The following is a 15,755-nucleotide window of genomic DNA, read 5'->3' as shown; positions in this document are numbered from 1 at the left end:
CCGGTTCTCCCGCGCAGAACCGGGCGCCGGCGCACACGCTCCATCGGAGATCGGGGCGTCAGCCCCGCCGCTGCGCGACCGCGGGGTCACACGATCACCCGTGTAGAGCTCCCCGGCGCACACCTCGACCCGCGACCGGGTGGGTCGGCCCGACGCCCGGTCCCGACTCCCGCCGCTGCGCACGGCCCATGCCCACCGACCTCTCACGAGCCCGCGGCCGTGCAGAGGTCATCGGCAGGCGGCGCCGCCCCGCTGGGATGCGGCCGCGTCCCGCGCTCGGGCTGCGCCACGCCCCTCACCGCACCGGGCCGGCTCGGCGTCCTCGGTCGCAGCGGGCTCGGGCGCGGGCTCCGGCGGGACCGCGCTGGTGGAGGCGGTCGCCGGCCGCGTGGGGACGGGCTCGTCGGGGGCCTTCACGACCTCCGGCACGGGCGGCTCAGTAACCCCGGGCACCGCGGACGGCGGGGTGGCAGCGTCGTCCACCGCGAGCCGTCCACCCCGCGCGACCGGGTCGGCGCTCTCGCCGACGACCGACCGCGGTCCGGCGACCGCCTCCGGCGCCGGGGTCGCCTCCTGCGCCACGCTCCCGCCGGACCGGCCCACGACCACACCGGCGATCGCGACCAGGCCGATCGCCGCGAGCGCCACCGCCACCACGGCCCACCGCCCGACGGACGAGGACGAGGGTGCGCGGTGCGCCGGCCGGAACCGGACCGTGTCGTCGTTGATGGGATCCCTCCTCGGTGCGGGTGCGTCCGGCCGACCGTACGAAGAGATCCGGCGCGTGCCGTTCCGCAACGCCGGTCGGAACGCGGCCGCCCCGGGTCGCGCGGATCGGCACGCGGACCGGTGTTCGTGACCGTCCGGAGGTGTCCCGGATGTGATCCGTGGTCAGACCGGCAGCACCCGTCACACCCGCCCCAGACGCCTCGCGCACCTGACCGGACCGTTCCGTCCGGACCGGTAGACAGATCGCATGAGCGCCACGGACCTCCGGTCGACCGACACCAGCACCCGGCCGGCCGTGGCGATCTCGGCGACCTCCACCCCGGTCCTCAGCTACGCGCTCGCCCACAACCGGGTGCCCGTGGTGAGCCGGTTGGCGTTCACCAACCACGGCGGTCCGGTGCGCGCGGCGACGGTCCGGCTGGGCGTCCGCGACGCCGAGGGCCCGATCGGCAGCGCCGTCGAGCTGCTGGTCGACCTCGACGCCGGCCAGACCACGGTGCTCAGCGACGTCGGCCTGGTCATGGACCCCGCCGCGATGCTGCAGATCGAGGAGCAGCGCCCGGGCTCGATCGAGATCGACCTCCTCGTCGACGGCGAGGACGTCGCGGGCACCGCCGTCCCGGTGCAGGTGCTGGCCGCCAGCCAGTGGCTGGCCGCGCCGGTCCCGCTGGCGCTGGAGATGCTGGCAGCGCACGTCATGCCCAACCACCCGGCGGTCACCGCGCTGATCGACGAGGCCAGCGTGCTGCTGGAGGAGCGCACCGGCAGCGCGTCGGTGCAGGGCTACCAGTCCGGCCCGGAGCGGGTCGACGAGATCGTCGCCGCGCTGACCGAGGCGATGCGCCGGCGCGGCATCCGCTACAGCGAGCCGCCGGCCAGCTGGGCCGACGTCGGGCAGAAGGTGCGCACCCCCGGCGACGTCCTCGACGGCCGGGTCGGCACCTGCCTGGACACCGTCGTCGTCCTGGCCGCCGCCCTGGAGCAGGCCGGCATCCGCCCGATGCTGTGGCTGGCCGAGGGGCACGCCTTCCTCGGCTACTGGCGGGAGGAGCGCGGCGCCGAGAGCGCCGCGACCACCGACGTCGCCCCGCTGGTCAACCTGGTCGACCTGGGCCTGGTGCGGCTGGTGGAGACCACGCTGCTCACCAGCCGTGCCCGGGACGGCGAGCCGCAGGACCTGCACTCCCCCGCGTACGACGCCTGGCTGACCGGCGACCTCGACCGGGTCCTGGGCGTGACCGACGTCCACCGCGCCCGGCGCGACGGCATCGTGCCGCTGCCGGCCCGCACCCGCGGCACGGACGGCGCGGTGCAGGTGTTCGAGTACCGGCCGGCACTGCACAGTGTCGCGGCCAAGCCGGTCGAGCGGACGCCGGCGCCGGTGCAGCCGGGGCGCCCCGAGACCCCCGCCCGGGTGCAGCAGTGGAAGAACAGCCTGCTCGACCTCTCGCTGCGCAACCGGCTGATCAACTACTCCGAGCGCGCCGGGCTCCCGCTGGCCGTGCCCGCCGCCTCCCTCGGGACGCTGGAGGACCTGCTGCACGCCGGCACCGCCGTGCAGTTGCTGCCCAGCGACCGGATCGCCGCCGTCCAGCGGGAGCGCGGGCTGCGCTCGGCCACCGAGCTGCCGGCCGACGTGCTCGCCGAGCTGCTGGTGGAGCGCAAGGCGGTGCACGCCGACGTCACCGAGGGCGGCTACCTGCCCCGGCTGCGCAACCTCGCCTACAAGGCGAAGACCGTGCGCGAGGAGACCGGCGCCAACAACCTGTACCTGGCGCTGGGCAGCCTGGCGTGGGAGCTCGACGGCCGGCCGCTGCGCTCGCCGCTGGTGCTGGTGCCGGTCGCCCTCACCCCGACCAGCCGCAACGGCGTCTACCGGCTGACCCTCGACGACACCGGCACCACCACCCCGAACCACTGCCTGCTGGAGAAGCTGCGCCAGCTGCACGGCCTGACCGTGCCGGGGCTGACCGAGCCGGCCGAGGACGGCGCCGGCATCGACCTCGACCGCGCGCTGCAGGCGATGCGCCAGGCCCTGGCCGACTCCGCGCTGCCCTACCGCGTCGAGCCGACCGCGGACCTCGCCGTCCTGCAGTTCGCCAAGTTCCGGCTGTGGAAGGACCTCGACGAGCACTGGGCCGACTTCACGGCCAACCCGCTGGTCGCCCACCTGGTGCACGAGCCCACCGAGGCGTTCGCCGACCCCGCGCCGGACACCGCCGACCGGGTCGACCTCGACGAGCTCGCCGCGACCTGCCCGGTCCCGGCCGACGCCTCGCAGCTGCGGGCCGTGGCCGAGGCCGCCGCGGGCCGCACCTTCGTGCTCGAGGGCCCGCCCGGCACCGGCAAGTCCCAGACCATCACCAACCTGCTCACCCGGGCGGTCGCCGACGGCAAGCGGGTCCTGTTCGTCGCCGAGAAGCGGGCGGCCCTGGACGTCGTCGCGCGGCGGCTCGAGGCCGTCGGCATGGGCCCGTTCGCCCTCGACCTGCACGACAAGGGCAGCAAGACCTCGGTGGTCCGCGCGCAGATCAAGGCGGCGCTGGAGCACGCGGTCGCCGTCGACGAGCAGGGCCTGGCCGCCGACGGCGAGGACCTGCGCTCCGCCCGCCGCACCCTGGCCCGCTACGCCGACCGGCTGCACGCCGAGAACGCCGCCGGGCTGTCCTACTACTCGGCCCGCACCGCCGCGCTGGCCGTGCGCGACGGCGTCCCGTCGATGCCGCTGCCGGCGACCTTCGTGGCCGCCGCGTCGGCGGAGACGATGACCGCGGTGCGCCGCGCGCTGGCGCTGCTGCCCGACATCGCCGACCTGGTGCGGCCCTCGCCGCAGCACGCGTGGGCGTTCGTTGACACCGCGCGGGTGGACCTGCTCGCCGCCCAGCAGGCCGCCGCCGCCGTCGACGCCGGGATCCGCGACCTGCCGGCCGAGCAGCACCTGGCCCGCGCGCTGCGCGAGGTCCGGACGCCCGAGGACCTCACCGCCCTGGCACACCTGCTCACGGGCCCCGCGACGGCGCTCGACGTGCTCGACGAGGTGCCGACCGAGCGCTGGACGACGGCGACCACCACCGTGCTCGGCGAGGTCGCCGCGTTCGCCGCCGCCGTCCACCCGGGGCTGGAGCTGGCCACGCCGGCCGCGCTGGAGCTGCCGCTGGCGGACCTGTACGTCGCCGCGCAGACCGCGCAGGCCGGGCGCTGGATGGCCCGCCGGAAGGGGCTGCGCGCCGTCCGCGACCAGCTGGCCCCGGTGCTGCGGCCGGGCGTGAGCGTGAAGCTCAAGGACGTCCCCGAGCTGACCGCGGCCCTGTGGCGGGTGCAGACCGCGGCGCAGGGCATCGCCGCCCGCGCCTCCGTGATCCCGGGGCTGTCCGTGCCGGCCGGCTGGAACCCGCTGGTCGAGCCCACCCTGCTCGACGGGCAGGTGGCCTGGCTGCGCGCGGCCGGCGCCGCCACCGACCGGGACGGCGAGTTCGCCGCCGCCCTGCGCCGCTGGGTGGTCCAGGGCCCCGGTCCCGACGCCGCCACCGGTGCGGCCGTCGCCCGGCTGCGCGACGCGATCACCGCACTGCTGCGGGTGTGTTCCACCGGCTCGCGCCAGCTGGCCCGCTGGGCCGGGGACGACGGCCTGGTGCTGCGCTGGCACATGACCCGCCCGGAGCGCGGGGTGGAGCACACCGGGCTGATGTCGCTGCGCCGCTGGGCGGACTTCATCGACACCCTCGAGCCGCTGCGCGCCGCCGGCCTGCACGAGGCACGGGCGCTGCTGATCAGCGGGGAGCTGCCCGCCGACGACGCGGTGCGCGCCTTCGAGCACGGCGTCGCCCTCGCCTCGGTGACCGAGCGGCGTGCCGCCTCCGGCCTGGACGGCTTCGACGCCGACGTCCACCTGCGGGCGATCACCCGGTTCACCGCCGCCTCGAAGGCCGTCCGGGAGCACCTGCGCTCGGCGCTGCCCGGCGCCGTGCTCGCCGCCCGCCCGTTCGACGCCGCCAGCGGCAACGGCCAGGTCGGCGCGCTGCAGCGGGAGCTGGCCAAGACCCGTCGCGGGCTCGGCGTGCGCGGCCTGCTCGCCCAGTACGGGGAGCTGGTCACCGCCGTCATGCCGTGCGTGCTGGTCTCCCCCGACTCCGTGGCCCGGTTCTTCCCGGCCGAGGCGGGCCTGTTCGACCTCGTGGTCTTCGACGAGGCCTCGCAGATCCGGGTGGCCGACGCCGTCGGCGCCCTGGGCCGGGCGAGGGCCGCGGTCGTCGTCGGCGACAGCAAGCAGATGCCGCCGACGTCCTTCGCCGAGCCGTCCACCGGCGCGGCCGAGGACGACGGGATCGAGCTGCTGGGCACCGCGGTCGAGGACGAGGAGTCGATCCTCTCCGAGTGCGTGCAGGCCCGGGTGCCGCGGCAGTGGCTGTCGTGGCACTACCGCAGCCAGGACGAGTCGCTCATCGCGTTCAGCAACGCCAACTACTACGAGAACCGGCTCTCGTCGTTCCCCGCGCCGACCCACGGCCGCCCCTCGGCGGACGTCGACGGCCGCGGCATCTCGCTGGTGCGGGTCAACGGCACGTTCCACCGCTCCGGCGCCGGCCGGCTGCTGCGGACCAACCCGATGGAGGCCAAGGCCGTCGTCGCGGAGATCCGCCGCCGGTTCGACGCCTCGCCCGACCAGCTGCCCTCGATCGGGGTCGTCACGTTCAACGTGCAGCAACGGGCCTACATCGAGGGCCTGCTGCGCGACGCCGGTGACGACCGCCTGGTCGAGGCGCTGGACCGCACCGACGGCGAGGGGCTGTTCGTCAAGAACCTGGAGAACGTGCAGGGCGACGAGCGCGACGTCGTGCTGTTCTCCACCGGCTTCAGCGTCAACGACCGCGGGTTCTTGCCGCTGAACTTCGGCCCGCTCAACCGGGTCGGCGGCGAGCGGCGGCTCAATGTCGCGGTCACCCGCGCCCGGCGGCAGGTCGTCGTCTTCTCCTCGTTCGAGCCGTCGCAGCTGCGGGCGGAGCAGACCTCGTCGGTGGGCATCAAGCACCTGCGCGCCTACCTGGACCTGGCCGCGCTGGGCACCGACGCGCTGCCCAAGGACGCCCGTCCGGTCGCCGTCCCGGACCGGCACCGCGACGAGATCGCCGCCGCGCTGCGCGACCGCGGGCTGGTCGTGCGCACCGACGTCGGCCTCTCGGAGTTCCGGGTGGACCTGTCGGTCGCCCGCGCCGAGGCGCCGGACGCGCCCGTCATGGCGGTGCTGCTCGACGGCCCGACGTGGGCCCGCCGCCGGACGGTCGGCGACCGCGACGGCCTGCCGGTCGACGTCCTCGCCGGCATGCTGCGCTGGCCCGCGGTCGAGCGGGTCTGGCTGCCCACCTGGCTGCGCGACCGCGAGGCGGTGCTCGACCGGCTGGTCGCCGCCGTCGACGCCGCGCCGGTGCCCGCCCGCCGGGCCGAGCCGGCCTTTGTGGCCACTTCGGCCCCTCAGGAGCCGGCCATCGTGGCCACAATGGCCGTCGCGGAGCCGGGAGACGTCGTCCCGCCGGTCCCCGCCCCCGCCGAGCCGCCGGCGACCGAGCTGAGGTCGGCGGTCCCGCTGCGGACCACCGCACCGGTCGTCGTCGAGGTCCCGGTCGCCGAGGTCGCTGGAGTCGCCGAGGTCGGGGCCCCCGTCGTCGAGGAACCCGTGACCGAGGCTCCCGAGCCGGCTCCGGCCCGGCCCGCGCGGCGGACGGCGAGGAAGGCCACGGCGACGCCGCTGGACGGCGAGCTGCCGTTCGTGCCGTGGGTGCCCAAGACCGCCGGCGACCGCAAGGTCCTCGACGCGCTCTCCGACGCCCGCATCGCCCGCACGGTGAAGCGGGTGCTCACCGCCGGGCTCAAGGCGGAGGGGCCGGTGCACCGCGACCGGCTGACCCGGCTGACCGCGAGCGCGTTCGGGCTGACCCGGGTCAGCGAGTCCCGGCGCGACGCGCTGCTGGCGCTGCTGCCCCCAGTCACCCTCGTCGGCGAGTTCGTCTGGCCCGAGACGCTGGACCGCGACACCTGGTCGGCCTTCCGCCGGCAGTCCGCCAGCGCCGACCGGCCGCTGGAGCACGTCGCGCCGGAGGAGGTCGGCAACGCGATGGTCGCCCTGTGCCGCGCCAGCGCCGGCATGACGCAGGACGAGCTGTTCCTGCGGACGGCGGAGGTCTTCGGCTACCGCCGGCGGACGCCGTCGCTGCTGCCGCTGCTGGAGGCGGCGCTGGCCCGCGGACTGGACGCCGGCCGGCTCACCCGCCAGGAGTCCGGCCTGCTGACCGCGGCGGGGTGACCCGGACTGCCCGCGGGGCGGGGCGGCGGGTCGGCGACGATGGCGGCATGAGTTCTCCCTCCCTCGCGGGCGCGGGCCTGGACTCCGGGTCGTTCGAGGCGGCGGTGCGGGAGGCCGTCGGCCGCCTCGCCGGGGTGGCCGAGCGGACGCCGCTGCAGCGCAACGCCCGGCTGTCGGCGGCGACCGGGGCCGACGTCTGGGTGAAGCGGGAGGACCTGCAGGTCGGCCGGTCCTACAAGGTGCGCGGCGCCTACAACACGATCGCCGGGCTGGCGCCCGCCGCCCGGGCCGCGGGGGTCGTGTGCGCCAGCGCCGGCAACCACGGTCAGGGCGTCGCGTACGCGTGCCGGGCGCTGGGCGTGCGCGGCTCGGTGTTCGTACCCGGCACCACGCCCCGGCAGAAGCGGGAGCGGATCAGCGCCCTCGGCGGGGACGCGGTGGACCTCGTCGTCACCGGCGACTCCTACGACGAGGCGGCGGCCGCGGCCTCGTCGTTCGCCGGGCGCACCGGCGCCACGCTGGTGCCGGCCTTCGACGCGCTGTCCACCGTGGTCGGGCAGGCCACGGTGGGCGTCGAGGTGCTCGAGCAGCTCGCCACCCCGCCCGACGTCGTCGTCCTGCCCGTGGGCGGCGGCGGCCTGCTGGCCGGGTGCGGCACGTGGCTGCGCGCGCACAGCCCCGGCACCCGGCTGGTCGGGGTGGAGCCGGCGGGCGCGGCGAGCATGGCCGCGGCCCTGGCCGCGGGCCGTCCGGTGGAGCTCGCGGAGATGGAGACCTTCGTCGACGGCGCCGCCGTCCGCCGGGTCGGCGACATCACCCTCCCGCTGGTCCGCGACTGCGGCGCGGACCTGGTCGCCGTCCCCGAGGGCCAGATCTGCACCGAGATGCTGGACCTGTACCAGGTGGACGGCGTCATCGCCGAGCCCGCCGGCGCGCTCTCGTCGGCCGCGCTGACCGGCGGCCTGGTGACGGTCGAGCCGGGGCAGACGGTCGTGTGCCTGCTGTCCGGCGGGAACAACGACGTCAGCCGGTACGCCGAGGTGGTCGAGCGCTCGCTGGTGCACCGCGGGCTCAAGCACTACTTCCTCGTGGAGTTCCCGCAGGAGCCCGGTGCGCTGCGCCGCTTCCTCGACGAGGTGCTCGGCCCCGACGACGACATCGTGCTGTTCGAGTACGTGAAGCGGGACAACCGGGAGACCGGCGCCGCGCTCACCGGCATCGAGATCGGGCGGGCGGCCGACCTGCCCGGCCTGCTCGCCCGCATCGAGGCCAGCCCGCTGCGCATCCAGCACGTGGCCCCGGGGACGACGGCCTACCGCTTCCTCGTCTGACCCGCCGGGACCGCGTCCTGCGGGCGGCCGGTCCCGGGGTCCAGCCAGCTCTGCGCCCTCGACACCCCGAGCGCCACCTCCACGAAGCGACGGACCGCCGCACCGGCGTCGGGGCGCCAGTAGACCTGGACCGGGATGAGCGGTGCCGGCTCGACGGCGCGCCACACGAAGCCGTCGGGCAGGGGGTCGAACTGCGTCACGAACGCCACCGAGAAGGCGGAGCCGGCGACGATCTCCGCGCGGGCGGCCGGGTCGCGGTGGAACAGCGCGGAGGTCAGGTACTCGAACTCGTGGATCGGCCCGCGGAAGCCGTGCCGCCGGAACGAGCCGACCACCTGGTCGAAGAAGTCCGGCGAGAACTGACGCGGCCAGATCGCCAGCGTCGAGTCGGCCAGCTGCGCCACGGTGAGCACCGGGTGGACGGCCAGCGGGTGACCGCTGCCGAGCACGATGCCGATCGGCTCGTCGCGCAGCCGGACCGACTCCAGGTCCTCGCCCACGTTGGCCGACCGCGCCATCCCGACGTCCACCCGCCCGGCCCGCACCGCCTCCAGGCTCTCCGGCTGCCACATCTCGCACATCTGCAGCGACAGCTCCGGGAGGCGCTCGTGGACGGCGGAGACCAGGTGGGGCAGGGTCTCCTGGACCAGCGTCGGCGTGTACGAGACGACCAGCCGGCCGCTCTCCCCCGCGGCGGCCCGCTGGGTCTGCTCCAGCGCCGAGGCGACGAGTCGCAGCACCGTCTGTGCCCGGTCCAGCAGCACCGCACCGGCCTCGGTGAGCTCCACCCGCCGCGTGGTCCGGCGGAACAGCTGGACGCCGAGGCCGTGCTCCAGCTGCTGCACCTGCGCGCTCAGCGACTGCTGCGCCAGATGCAGCCGGCGCGCGGCCCGGGAGAAGTTCAGCTCCTCGGCGACGGCCACGAACGCACGCAGGTGGCGCAGCTCGACGTCGTCCCTCACCGCACCTGACCTCCCGGGGCGCACAGGCCGGCGGCGCCGGCCGCGGGCGGATTCACCACGCTAGCCGGTCAATCCACCGGCATTCACTGTTTCCCACGCCGCTCGCGCCGGACCTAGGTTCGGCCCCAGGTGGTCGTCGGAGCCCACCGGAGAGGGGCGGATCGGTGCAACTGGTCAGTTTCCGCCGCACGGGAGCGGCCGGACCTCCGCTCCCCGGGGTCCTCGACGGGGGCCAGGTCCTCGACCTGCTCGCGGCGGCCACGGCGCTCGCCCCGGACGCCCCGCGGCCGGACTCGGTGCTCGCGCTCCTCCGGCTGGGCGAGCGGGGTCTGGACCTCGCCCGGACCTGCCTGGTCCGCGCTCAGGAGACCGGCCACTCCCTCGTGCCGCTGGAGGAGGTCCGGCTCGCCGCGCCGCTGCCCCGCCCCAACTCGATGCGCGACTTCATGCTCGTCGAGGAGCACGTCCGGAACAGCCTGGGCACGGTGCCGGCCGAGTGGTACCGCCTGCCGATCCACTGGAAGGGCAACCCGGACACGGTGATCGGCCCGGAGGACGAGGTCCCCTGGCCGCACTACACCGACAAGCTCGACTACGAGCTCGAGGTGGCCGCGGTGCTCGGGCGGCCGGCCTCCCAGGTGACGCCGGAGCAGGCACTGGACTGCATCGTCGGCTACACGATCTTCAACGACTGGAGCGCGCGGGACATCCAGTTCCGCGAGATGGAGGTCCGGCTCGGGCCCGCCTTCGGCAAGGACTTCGCCACCTCCCTCGGCCCGACCCTCACCACCGCGGACGCCATCGACATCTCGACCGCCCGGATGAGCGCACGGGTCAACGGGGAGACCTGGTCGCAGGGCGCCCTCGGCGCGATGGTCTTCAGCTTCGCCGAGGTGATCTCCACCCTGTCGGTCGACCAGCCGCTGCAGCCCGGGGACGTCATCGGCGGCGGGACGATCGGCCGCGGGTGCGGCCTGGAGCTCGATCGCTGGATCCAGCCCGGCGACGTCGTCGAGCTCGAGGTGGAGGGCATCGGCGTCCTGCGCAACCCGGTCGGCAAGAAGCGGGACGCCCCCGGCTTCGGGATCGACCTGACCGACCGGGCGGGCTGACCCCTCCCCTGCACACGGCGCGCTGTCGTCTCGACCGCGCGCTCCCCACCCCGAGGCAACGGAGAAGCGCATGCCCGACGTGATCCTGCAGGTGTACCCGACGCTCGGCGACGAGCAGGAGATGGCCGCCCGCCGTCCCATCGGCCGGGACAACGACGCCTACCAGCGGATGCTGGAGAGCCTGGTCGAGCTGGTGAAGGCGGCCGACGACCTCGGCTACTGGGGCATCACCCACGTCGAGCACCACATGCACTCCGAGGGGATGGAGATCTCGCCGGCCCCGCTGATGCTCAACGTCTACCTGGGCCAGCACACCAAGCGGCTGCGGCACGGTCAGCTCGGGCTGGTCCTCCCCGCGCACGACCCGATCCGGCTGGCGGAGGAGATCGCCATCGCCGACCACATGCTCAAGGGCCGGCTGTTCGTCGGCATGGCCCGGGGCTACCAGGCGCGGTGGCAGAACATCCTCGGGCAGCGGTTCGGGGTGACCTCGACGGCGTCGGACATGAGCGACGCCGACCAGCGCAACCGGCTGCTGTTCTCCGAGAACTTCGCGATCATGAAGAAGGCGTGGACCGAGCCGCTGCTGCAGTACGACGGCCCGACCTACAAGGTGCCGTTCCCGGTCGAGGGCATCCCGAACTGGCCGCCGGCGAAGACGATCACCGGCCCCTACGGCCAGCCCGGCGAGGTGGACGAGCACGGCACGATCAAGGGCGTCAGCGTCGTGCCGCGGCCCTACACCAGCCCGCACCCGCAGCTGTTCCAGGCCTTCGGCGCCAGCCCCGGCACGCTGCAGTGGTGCGGGGAGGAGAACGTCACCCCGACGATCCTCATGGGCTCGCACGAGAAGCTGCGCCAGCTCATGGACATCTACGTGCAGGGCGCCAACTCACGCGGGCGCGACCCGCGGTTCGGGGAGGGCATCGGCGTCTGCCGCACCTTCTACATCTACCCGAACGGCACGCCGGAGGACGAGGTCCGGGCCCGCATCCGGGAGAGCGTCGACCGCTACGAGAAGCCGGTCTGGCAGGGCTGGTACGAGCAGTTCGGCTTCATGGAGGGCGCCCGGTACGACGGCGAGGAGGGCCCGGTGCCCAAGCCCGGCGAGCACCTCGCCGACCGGCTGATCAACAGCGGGCTGCTCATCGGCGGCACGGTCGACGACGTCAAGCGCCAGGTCGGGGCGTTCCTCACGAAGCTGCCCATCGACTACTTCGTGTGGCTCTTCCACTGGGGCATGATCCCGCGCGACGAGGGCCTGCAGATGCTCGAGCTGTTCTCCACCGAGGTCATGCCCGAGTTCGGTCTCGCCGAGGCCACGACCGGGCAGGCCTGACCCGTGAGCACCACCAACGCCCACACGGCCGTCCTGCCCCCGCCGACGATCGAGGACCTCGGGGGCGGCTTCCACGCCTTCGTCCAGCTCGACGGCAGCTGGGGCCTGAACAACGCCGGCGTCCACGTCGGCCGGCGCGGGGTCACCCTCGTGGACACCGCGTTCACCGCCGCCCGCGGTCAGGGGCTCAAGGACGCCGTCGGCACGCTGACCGAGATCCCCGTGCAGACGATCGTCAACACGCACCACCACGGCGACCACACCTACGGCAACTACCTGTTCCCGCAGGCCACGATCGTCGGGCACGACCTGTGCCGGCAGACGATGCTGGCCGTGGGCCTGGAGACGAAGGAGTGGTTCCCCGGCGTCGAGTGGGGCGACCTGGAGATCGCCGCCCCCACGGTCACCTTCGAGGACTCGGTGACCGTCTACTGCGACGACGTCGCCACCACGCTGCGGTACGTGGGGCAGCCGGCGCACACCACCAACGACGTCACCATGTGGGTGCCCGAGCGGGGCCTGCTCTTCGCCGGCGACCTCGTCTTCAACGGCGGGACGCCGTTCGTGGTGATGGGGTCGGTGCAGGGGCTGGTCGACGCGCTGACCGAGCTGCAGGCGCTCGACCCGGCAACTCTCGTGCCCGGGCACGGCGCGGTGTGCGACGGCGGGGTGATCGCCGGCCAGCTGGAGTACCTGCGGTTCGTGCAGGAGCGGGCCCGCGAGGGCTTCGCAGCGGGCGACCCCCCGCTGGAGGTGGCGCGCCGGACCGACCTCGGCGACTTCGCCGGCCTCACCGACCCCGAGCGGCTGGTCGGCAACCTGCACCGCGCCTACTCCGAGCTCCGGGGCGAGCCGCAGGGCGTGCCGCTGGACTACCACCAGATCGTCGACGAGATGATCACCTACAACGGCGGCCGGCCGCTGACCTGCCTGGCCTGACCCGCGGGGTCAGGGGATGCGGTAGGCGTCGCCGTACGTCGACCAGAGCAGCGGCGTGTCCAGGTGGAGGTTGCCCTCCTCCAGGAACCGCCGCTGCTCGGTCTCGACCCGGCTGGTGTCGCGGTGCGCGCGCTCGTTCTGCATGGCCGCGACCCGCGCGTCGAGGAACGCGTCGAGCCACTCGGCCTCGTCGCCGCCCTGCGCGGGCGGGCTGGCGTCGGCCAGGGCTGCGGTGCGGATGCCGCCGAAGCTCAGCGCGTCGTCCCCGGGACCGTGCATGACCAGCGCGTCGAAGTAGACGAACTGCCCGAGGGCGTGCACGCCGTCGGCGATGCCCTGCTGCACGGCCGGGTCGAAGTAGACGGTGTCGACGACGTGGTCCTGCGCCTCCCGGAACAGCGGGTCACGCGCGGCGGCCCGCCAGTCGGCGACGAAGGCGGGGCCCAGGCCCTCCTGGGTCACGTTGCCCATGCCGAGCTCCTGCTGCTCGCGCAGGGCGGGCAGGTACTCCTCCAGCCGGTTCCCGGGCGCGATGCTCGTGTAGTACTCGACCAGCCGGGTCATGTCGCCGCAGCCGCTGCAGAAGCCGATCAGCCCGGCGGTGTAGCCCCGGTTCTCCGCGTCGACGCCCTCGACGTCCCACTCGATGTAGCCGTACTGGTCCTGCCAGTCCAGGGTGGAGTTCTCGGCGCTGGAGACCAGCTGCATCGCGACGTCGCGCTTGGCCGGGTCGCTGAGGTCGGCGGTGTCCACCGGCGTCGGGCCCGCCTCCGTCGTCGTCGCGGCCGGCCGGTCGTCCGGCTCGCCGCCGACCCGGGGGACGACGACGACCAGCAGCGCCAGCAGCACGGCCAGGCCCACGGCGGCCAGCACCGCGGACCGGGGCGGACGACGCCGGGGCGCGGCATGGCGGTGCGGCGCCGTCCGGGGCCGCGTGCCCGTGCCGATCCCGCTCATCCACTCCCCTGACGTCCGCCCCCACCGCTCCGAGGACCAACGTCCCGGACGGACCTGTGTGTTCCGTCTGATCACGCCGGCAGGACGAAGTCGCACGCCGGACCGCTCGCCCGGGCCAGCCGGCGGTCGAGGGTGAGGAGCGGCGCTCCGAGTTCCTCGGCGAGCGCCACGTAGGCGGCGTCGTACGCCGTGACCGTGGGATGGAGCGCCCACACCCGCGACGCCAGCGGCTCGAACGGGAACGAGGTCACGCTGAGCTGCACGAGATCGCGGTGGGCCAGGGTGGCGACATCGCGGCTCAGTCGTCCGCCGAGGACCGCCCGGCGGAGGGCGCTGGACACCTCGACCCGCAGGTGCGAGGGAGCCGCGAGCGCCTCCCCGCCGAGCTCCCGGCGCGCCCACGTGCCCTCGTCCCCGCCGTCGACGAGGGCAGCCAGCACCGCGGAGGCGTCGACCACGAGCGTCACGGGCGGTCGGCGTCCCTCGCCTCGAGGATCTCCGCGGTCGACAACCGGGTGCCCGTGGCTCGCACCCGCTGCTCCACCCGCTCCCAGAGCTCCTCCGGGGTCGGCCGCTCGGCCAACGTCTTCAACTGCGCCCGGACGTACTCCTGCAGCGACTGGCCCGCGCGGGCCGCCCGAGCCGCGAGGACGGCGCGCGTCTCGTCGGGCACGTCGCGGATCGTCATGGAAACGGGCACGCCATCATTGTCGCAGCGGTGCATGCACTCTGCATGCCACCGTCTCGAGAACCTCCGCTCCCAGGTTCGCGTTCTACCGTCGTCGTCCAGCCGTCGCCGACCCGGGAGGCCCCGCACCGTGGACGAGGCGCTCGACCCCACCGGAGCCGTCGCCGACCTGGCCGGCACCCGCCAGGTGCACCTCCTGGAACCCGGCGACCCCGACCGCATCGGCCCGTACACGCTCATGTGCCGGCTGCCCCGCGGCGGCCAGGGCGCCGACCTGTTCGTCGGCTCCACCGGGGACGACGGCCCGCTGGTGGTCATCAAGCGGCTGCCCGAGGCCGCCCCCGACCTGGCCCGCAAGCGGCTGGCCCGCGAGGTGGAGAACGCCACGCGGGTGAAGAGCTCCCGGGTGGCCCGGATCGTCGACCAGGACCTCGCCGCCGACGCCCCCTACTACGTGCAGGAGTACGTGTCGGGCACGCCGCTGGACGAGTTCCTCGCCCACCGCTCGGCCGGGCTGAACGCCGAGGAGCTGCGCCGGATCGCGATCGGCCTGCTCCGCGCGCTGCGCGACGTGCACGCCGCCGGCGTCGTCCACCGCGACGTGAAGCCGGGCAACATCATCATCTCGGGCAACGACGTGTGGCTGGTCGACTTCGGGATCAGCCGGTACATCGGCCCGGAGCCGCCGTCGGGCACCGCGACCACCGGCATGGCGGTGCTCGGCACGAAGCTGTTCGCCAGCCCGGAGCAGCTGCAGGGCGCCGCGCTCACCGAGGCCAGCGACGTCTACAGCTGGGGCATGGTGATCGCCTTCGCCGCCGGCGCGGTGCACCCGGTCGACCCGGACGACACCATGTCCGACTCCGACTACTTCCTCGCCCTGCGCGGCGGCCGGCTCAACCTGTCGCAGGTGCCGCCCAACCTGCTCGACAGCGTCACCCAGGCGCTGCGGTTCGCCCCGGAGAAGCGGCCGTCGCTGTCCGCGCTGGCCCGGCAGGTGGAGCAGCAGACCCGCTGGCTGGGCGGCACCTCGCAGATCCCCGACCCGCGGACGACGATGCGCGACCTGCAGTCGGTCGGTGCGGTCGTCGAGGCGGCGCGCTACGAGCTCGCCCGGCTGGAACGGGCGGTCGCCGACACCCGGGCCGGCTTCGCCGCCGCCGTCGCCGTGGCCGTGCTGCTCGGCATCGTCGCCGGGCTGGTGCTGGCCATCGCCTACCACGTCGTCTTCTGACCCCGTCCCCGAGGAGGCCCCCCACCGTGTCCGGCATGTACGAGCGGGCGCTGGCCCAGCAGCGGCTGGACGCCCGGCGGCACCGCTACCGCGAGCGGCAGCGCGTGCTGCTGGCGGTGTTCTGCGCGACCGCTGTCGTCTTCTTCGTCCTCTTCGTCCGCTGAGC

Annotated in this window: 12 protein-coding genes; 7 read left to right on the top strand and 5 right to left on the bottom strand. The window is 74.7% G+C overall.

Translation table 11 applies throughout. The features are described from left to right. Nucleotides 1-228 precede the first annotated feature (228 nt). Nucleotides 229-654, bottom strand: a complete 426-nt coding sequence (locus ACI784_RS11345) for a hypothetical protein (RefSeq protein WP_457013542.1) — start codon at nucleotides 652-654, stop codon at nucleotides 229-231. A 322-nt stretch (nucleotides 655-976) separates the two neighbouring features. Here ACI784_RS11345 and ACI784_RS11340 point away from each other — a divergent pair, with 322 nt between their 5' ends. Together ACI784_RS11340 and ilvA are read left to right on the top strand one after the other, a co-directional pair. Further along, nucleotides 977-7,027, top strand: coding sequence for a DUF4011 domain-containing protein (locus ACI784_RS11340; protein WP_457013541.1), 6,051 nt, complete (start codon nucleotides 977-979; stop codon nucleotides 7,025-7,027). 47 nt (nucleotides 7,028-7,074) lie between these two features. Continuing rightward, nucleotides 7,075-8,358: a threonine ammonia-lyase IlvA gene (gene ilvA, locus ACI784_RS11335; protein WP_457013540.1), complete on the top strand. Its 1,284-nt coding sequence runs from the start codon at nucleotides 7,075-7,077 to the stop codon at nucleotides 8,356-8,358. Here the strand turns inward: ilvA and ACI784_RS11330 are convergent. Further along, the gene (locus ACI784_RS11330) at nucleotides 8,340-9,320 is read right to left on the bottom strand and encodes a LysR family transcriptional regulator (RefSeq protein WP_457013539.1); all 981 of its coding nucleotides are present in this window, start codon (nucleotides 9,318-9,320) and stop codon (nucleotides 8,340-8,342) included. The two genes, ilvA and ACI784_RS11330, sit on opposite strands and share 19 nt — an antisense overlap. 164 nt (nucleotides 9,321-9,484) lie before the next feature. Here ACI784_RS11330 and ACI784_RS11325 point away from each other — a divergent pair, with 164 nt between their 5' ends. The 3 genes from ACI784_RS11325 to ACI784_RS11315 all read left to right on the top strand — a co-directional run bounded on the left by ACI784_RS11325 (nucleotide 9,485) and on the right by ACI784_RS11315 (nucleotide 12,710). After that, a complete protein-coding gene (locus ACI784_RS11325; protein ID WP_457013538.1) occupies nucleotides 9,485-10,432 on the top strand; it encodes a fumarylacetoacetate hydrolase family protein in 948 nt (315 codons plus the stop codon). 70 nt (nucleotides 10,433-10,502) lie between these two features. Next, nucleotides 10,503-11,771, top strand: a complete 1,269-nt coding sequence (locus tag ACI784_RS11320; RefSeq protein WP_457013537.1) for an LLM class flavin-dependent oxidoreductase — start codon at nucleotides 10,503-10,505, stop codon at nucleotides 11,769-11,771. Nucleotides 11,772-11,774: 3 nt separating this feature from the next. Continuing rightward, complete coding sequence (locus ACI784_RS11315) at nucleotides 11,775-12,710, top strand: MBL fold metallo-hydrolase (RefSeq protein WP_457013536.1); 936 nt, start codon at nucleotides 11,775-11,777, stop codon at nucleotides 12,708-12,710. 9 nt (nucleotides 12,711-12,719) lie between these two features. Here ACI784_RS11315 and ACI784_RS11310 read toward each other — a convergent pair whose 3' ends face one another. From ACI784_RS11310 to ACI784_RS11300, 3 genes are all read right to left on the bottom strand, one after another. Beyond that, nucleotides 12,720-13,667, bottom strand: a complete 948-nt coding sequence (locus ACI784_RS11310; protein WP_457013535.1) for a chitosanase — start codon at nucleotides 13,665-13,667, stop codon at nucleotides 12,720-12,722. Between the two features lie 71 nt (nucleotides 13,668-13,738). Then, the gene (locus tag ACI784_RS11305; protein WP_457013534.1) at nucleotides 13,739-14,134 is read right to left on the bottom strand and encodes a type II toxin-antitoxin system VapC family toxin; all 396 of its coding nucleotides are present in this window, start codon (nucleotides 14,132-14,134) and stop codon (nucleotides 13,739-13,741) included. Then, nucleotides 14,131-14,367, bottom strand: coding sequence for a FitA-like ribbon-helix-helix domain-containing protein (locus ACI784_RS11300; RefSeq protein ID WP_456923932.1), 237 nt, complete (start codon nucleotides 14,365-14,367; stop codon nucleotides 14,131-14,133). The genes ACI784_RS11305 and ACI784_RS11300 overlap by 4 nt, the downstream gene beginning before the upstream one ends. A 118-nt stretch (nucleotides 14,368-14,485) precedes the next feature. Here ACI784_RS11300 and ACI784_RS11295 point away from each other — a divergent pair, with 118 nt between their 5' ends. Further along, nucleotides 14,486-15,589 carry a serine/threonine-protein kinase gene (locus ACI784_RS11295; RefSeq protein ID WP_456923933.1) on the top strand — a complete coding sequence of 368 codons (1,104 nt, stop codon included), beginning with the start codon at nucleotides 14,486-14,488 and terminating at the stop codon, nucleotides 15,587-15,589. Between the two features lie 26 nt (nucleotides 15,590-15,615). After that, complete coding sequence (locus ACI784_RS11290) at nucleotides 15,616-15,753, top strand: hypothetical protein (RefSeq protein WP_172442492.1); 138 nt, start codon at nucleotides 15,616-15,618, stop codon at nucleotides 15,751-15,753. Nucleotides 15,754-15,755: the final 2 nt, after the last annotated feature.

This window comes from Geodermatophilus sp. SYSU D01186, from assembly GCF_054050215.1.
Note: the sequence above shows the minus strand (reverse complement) of the source record. Positions and strands in the feature narration are given on the sequence as shown.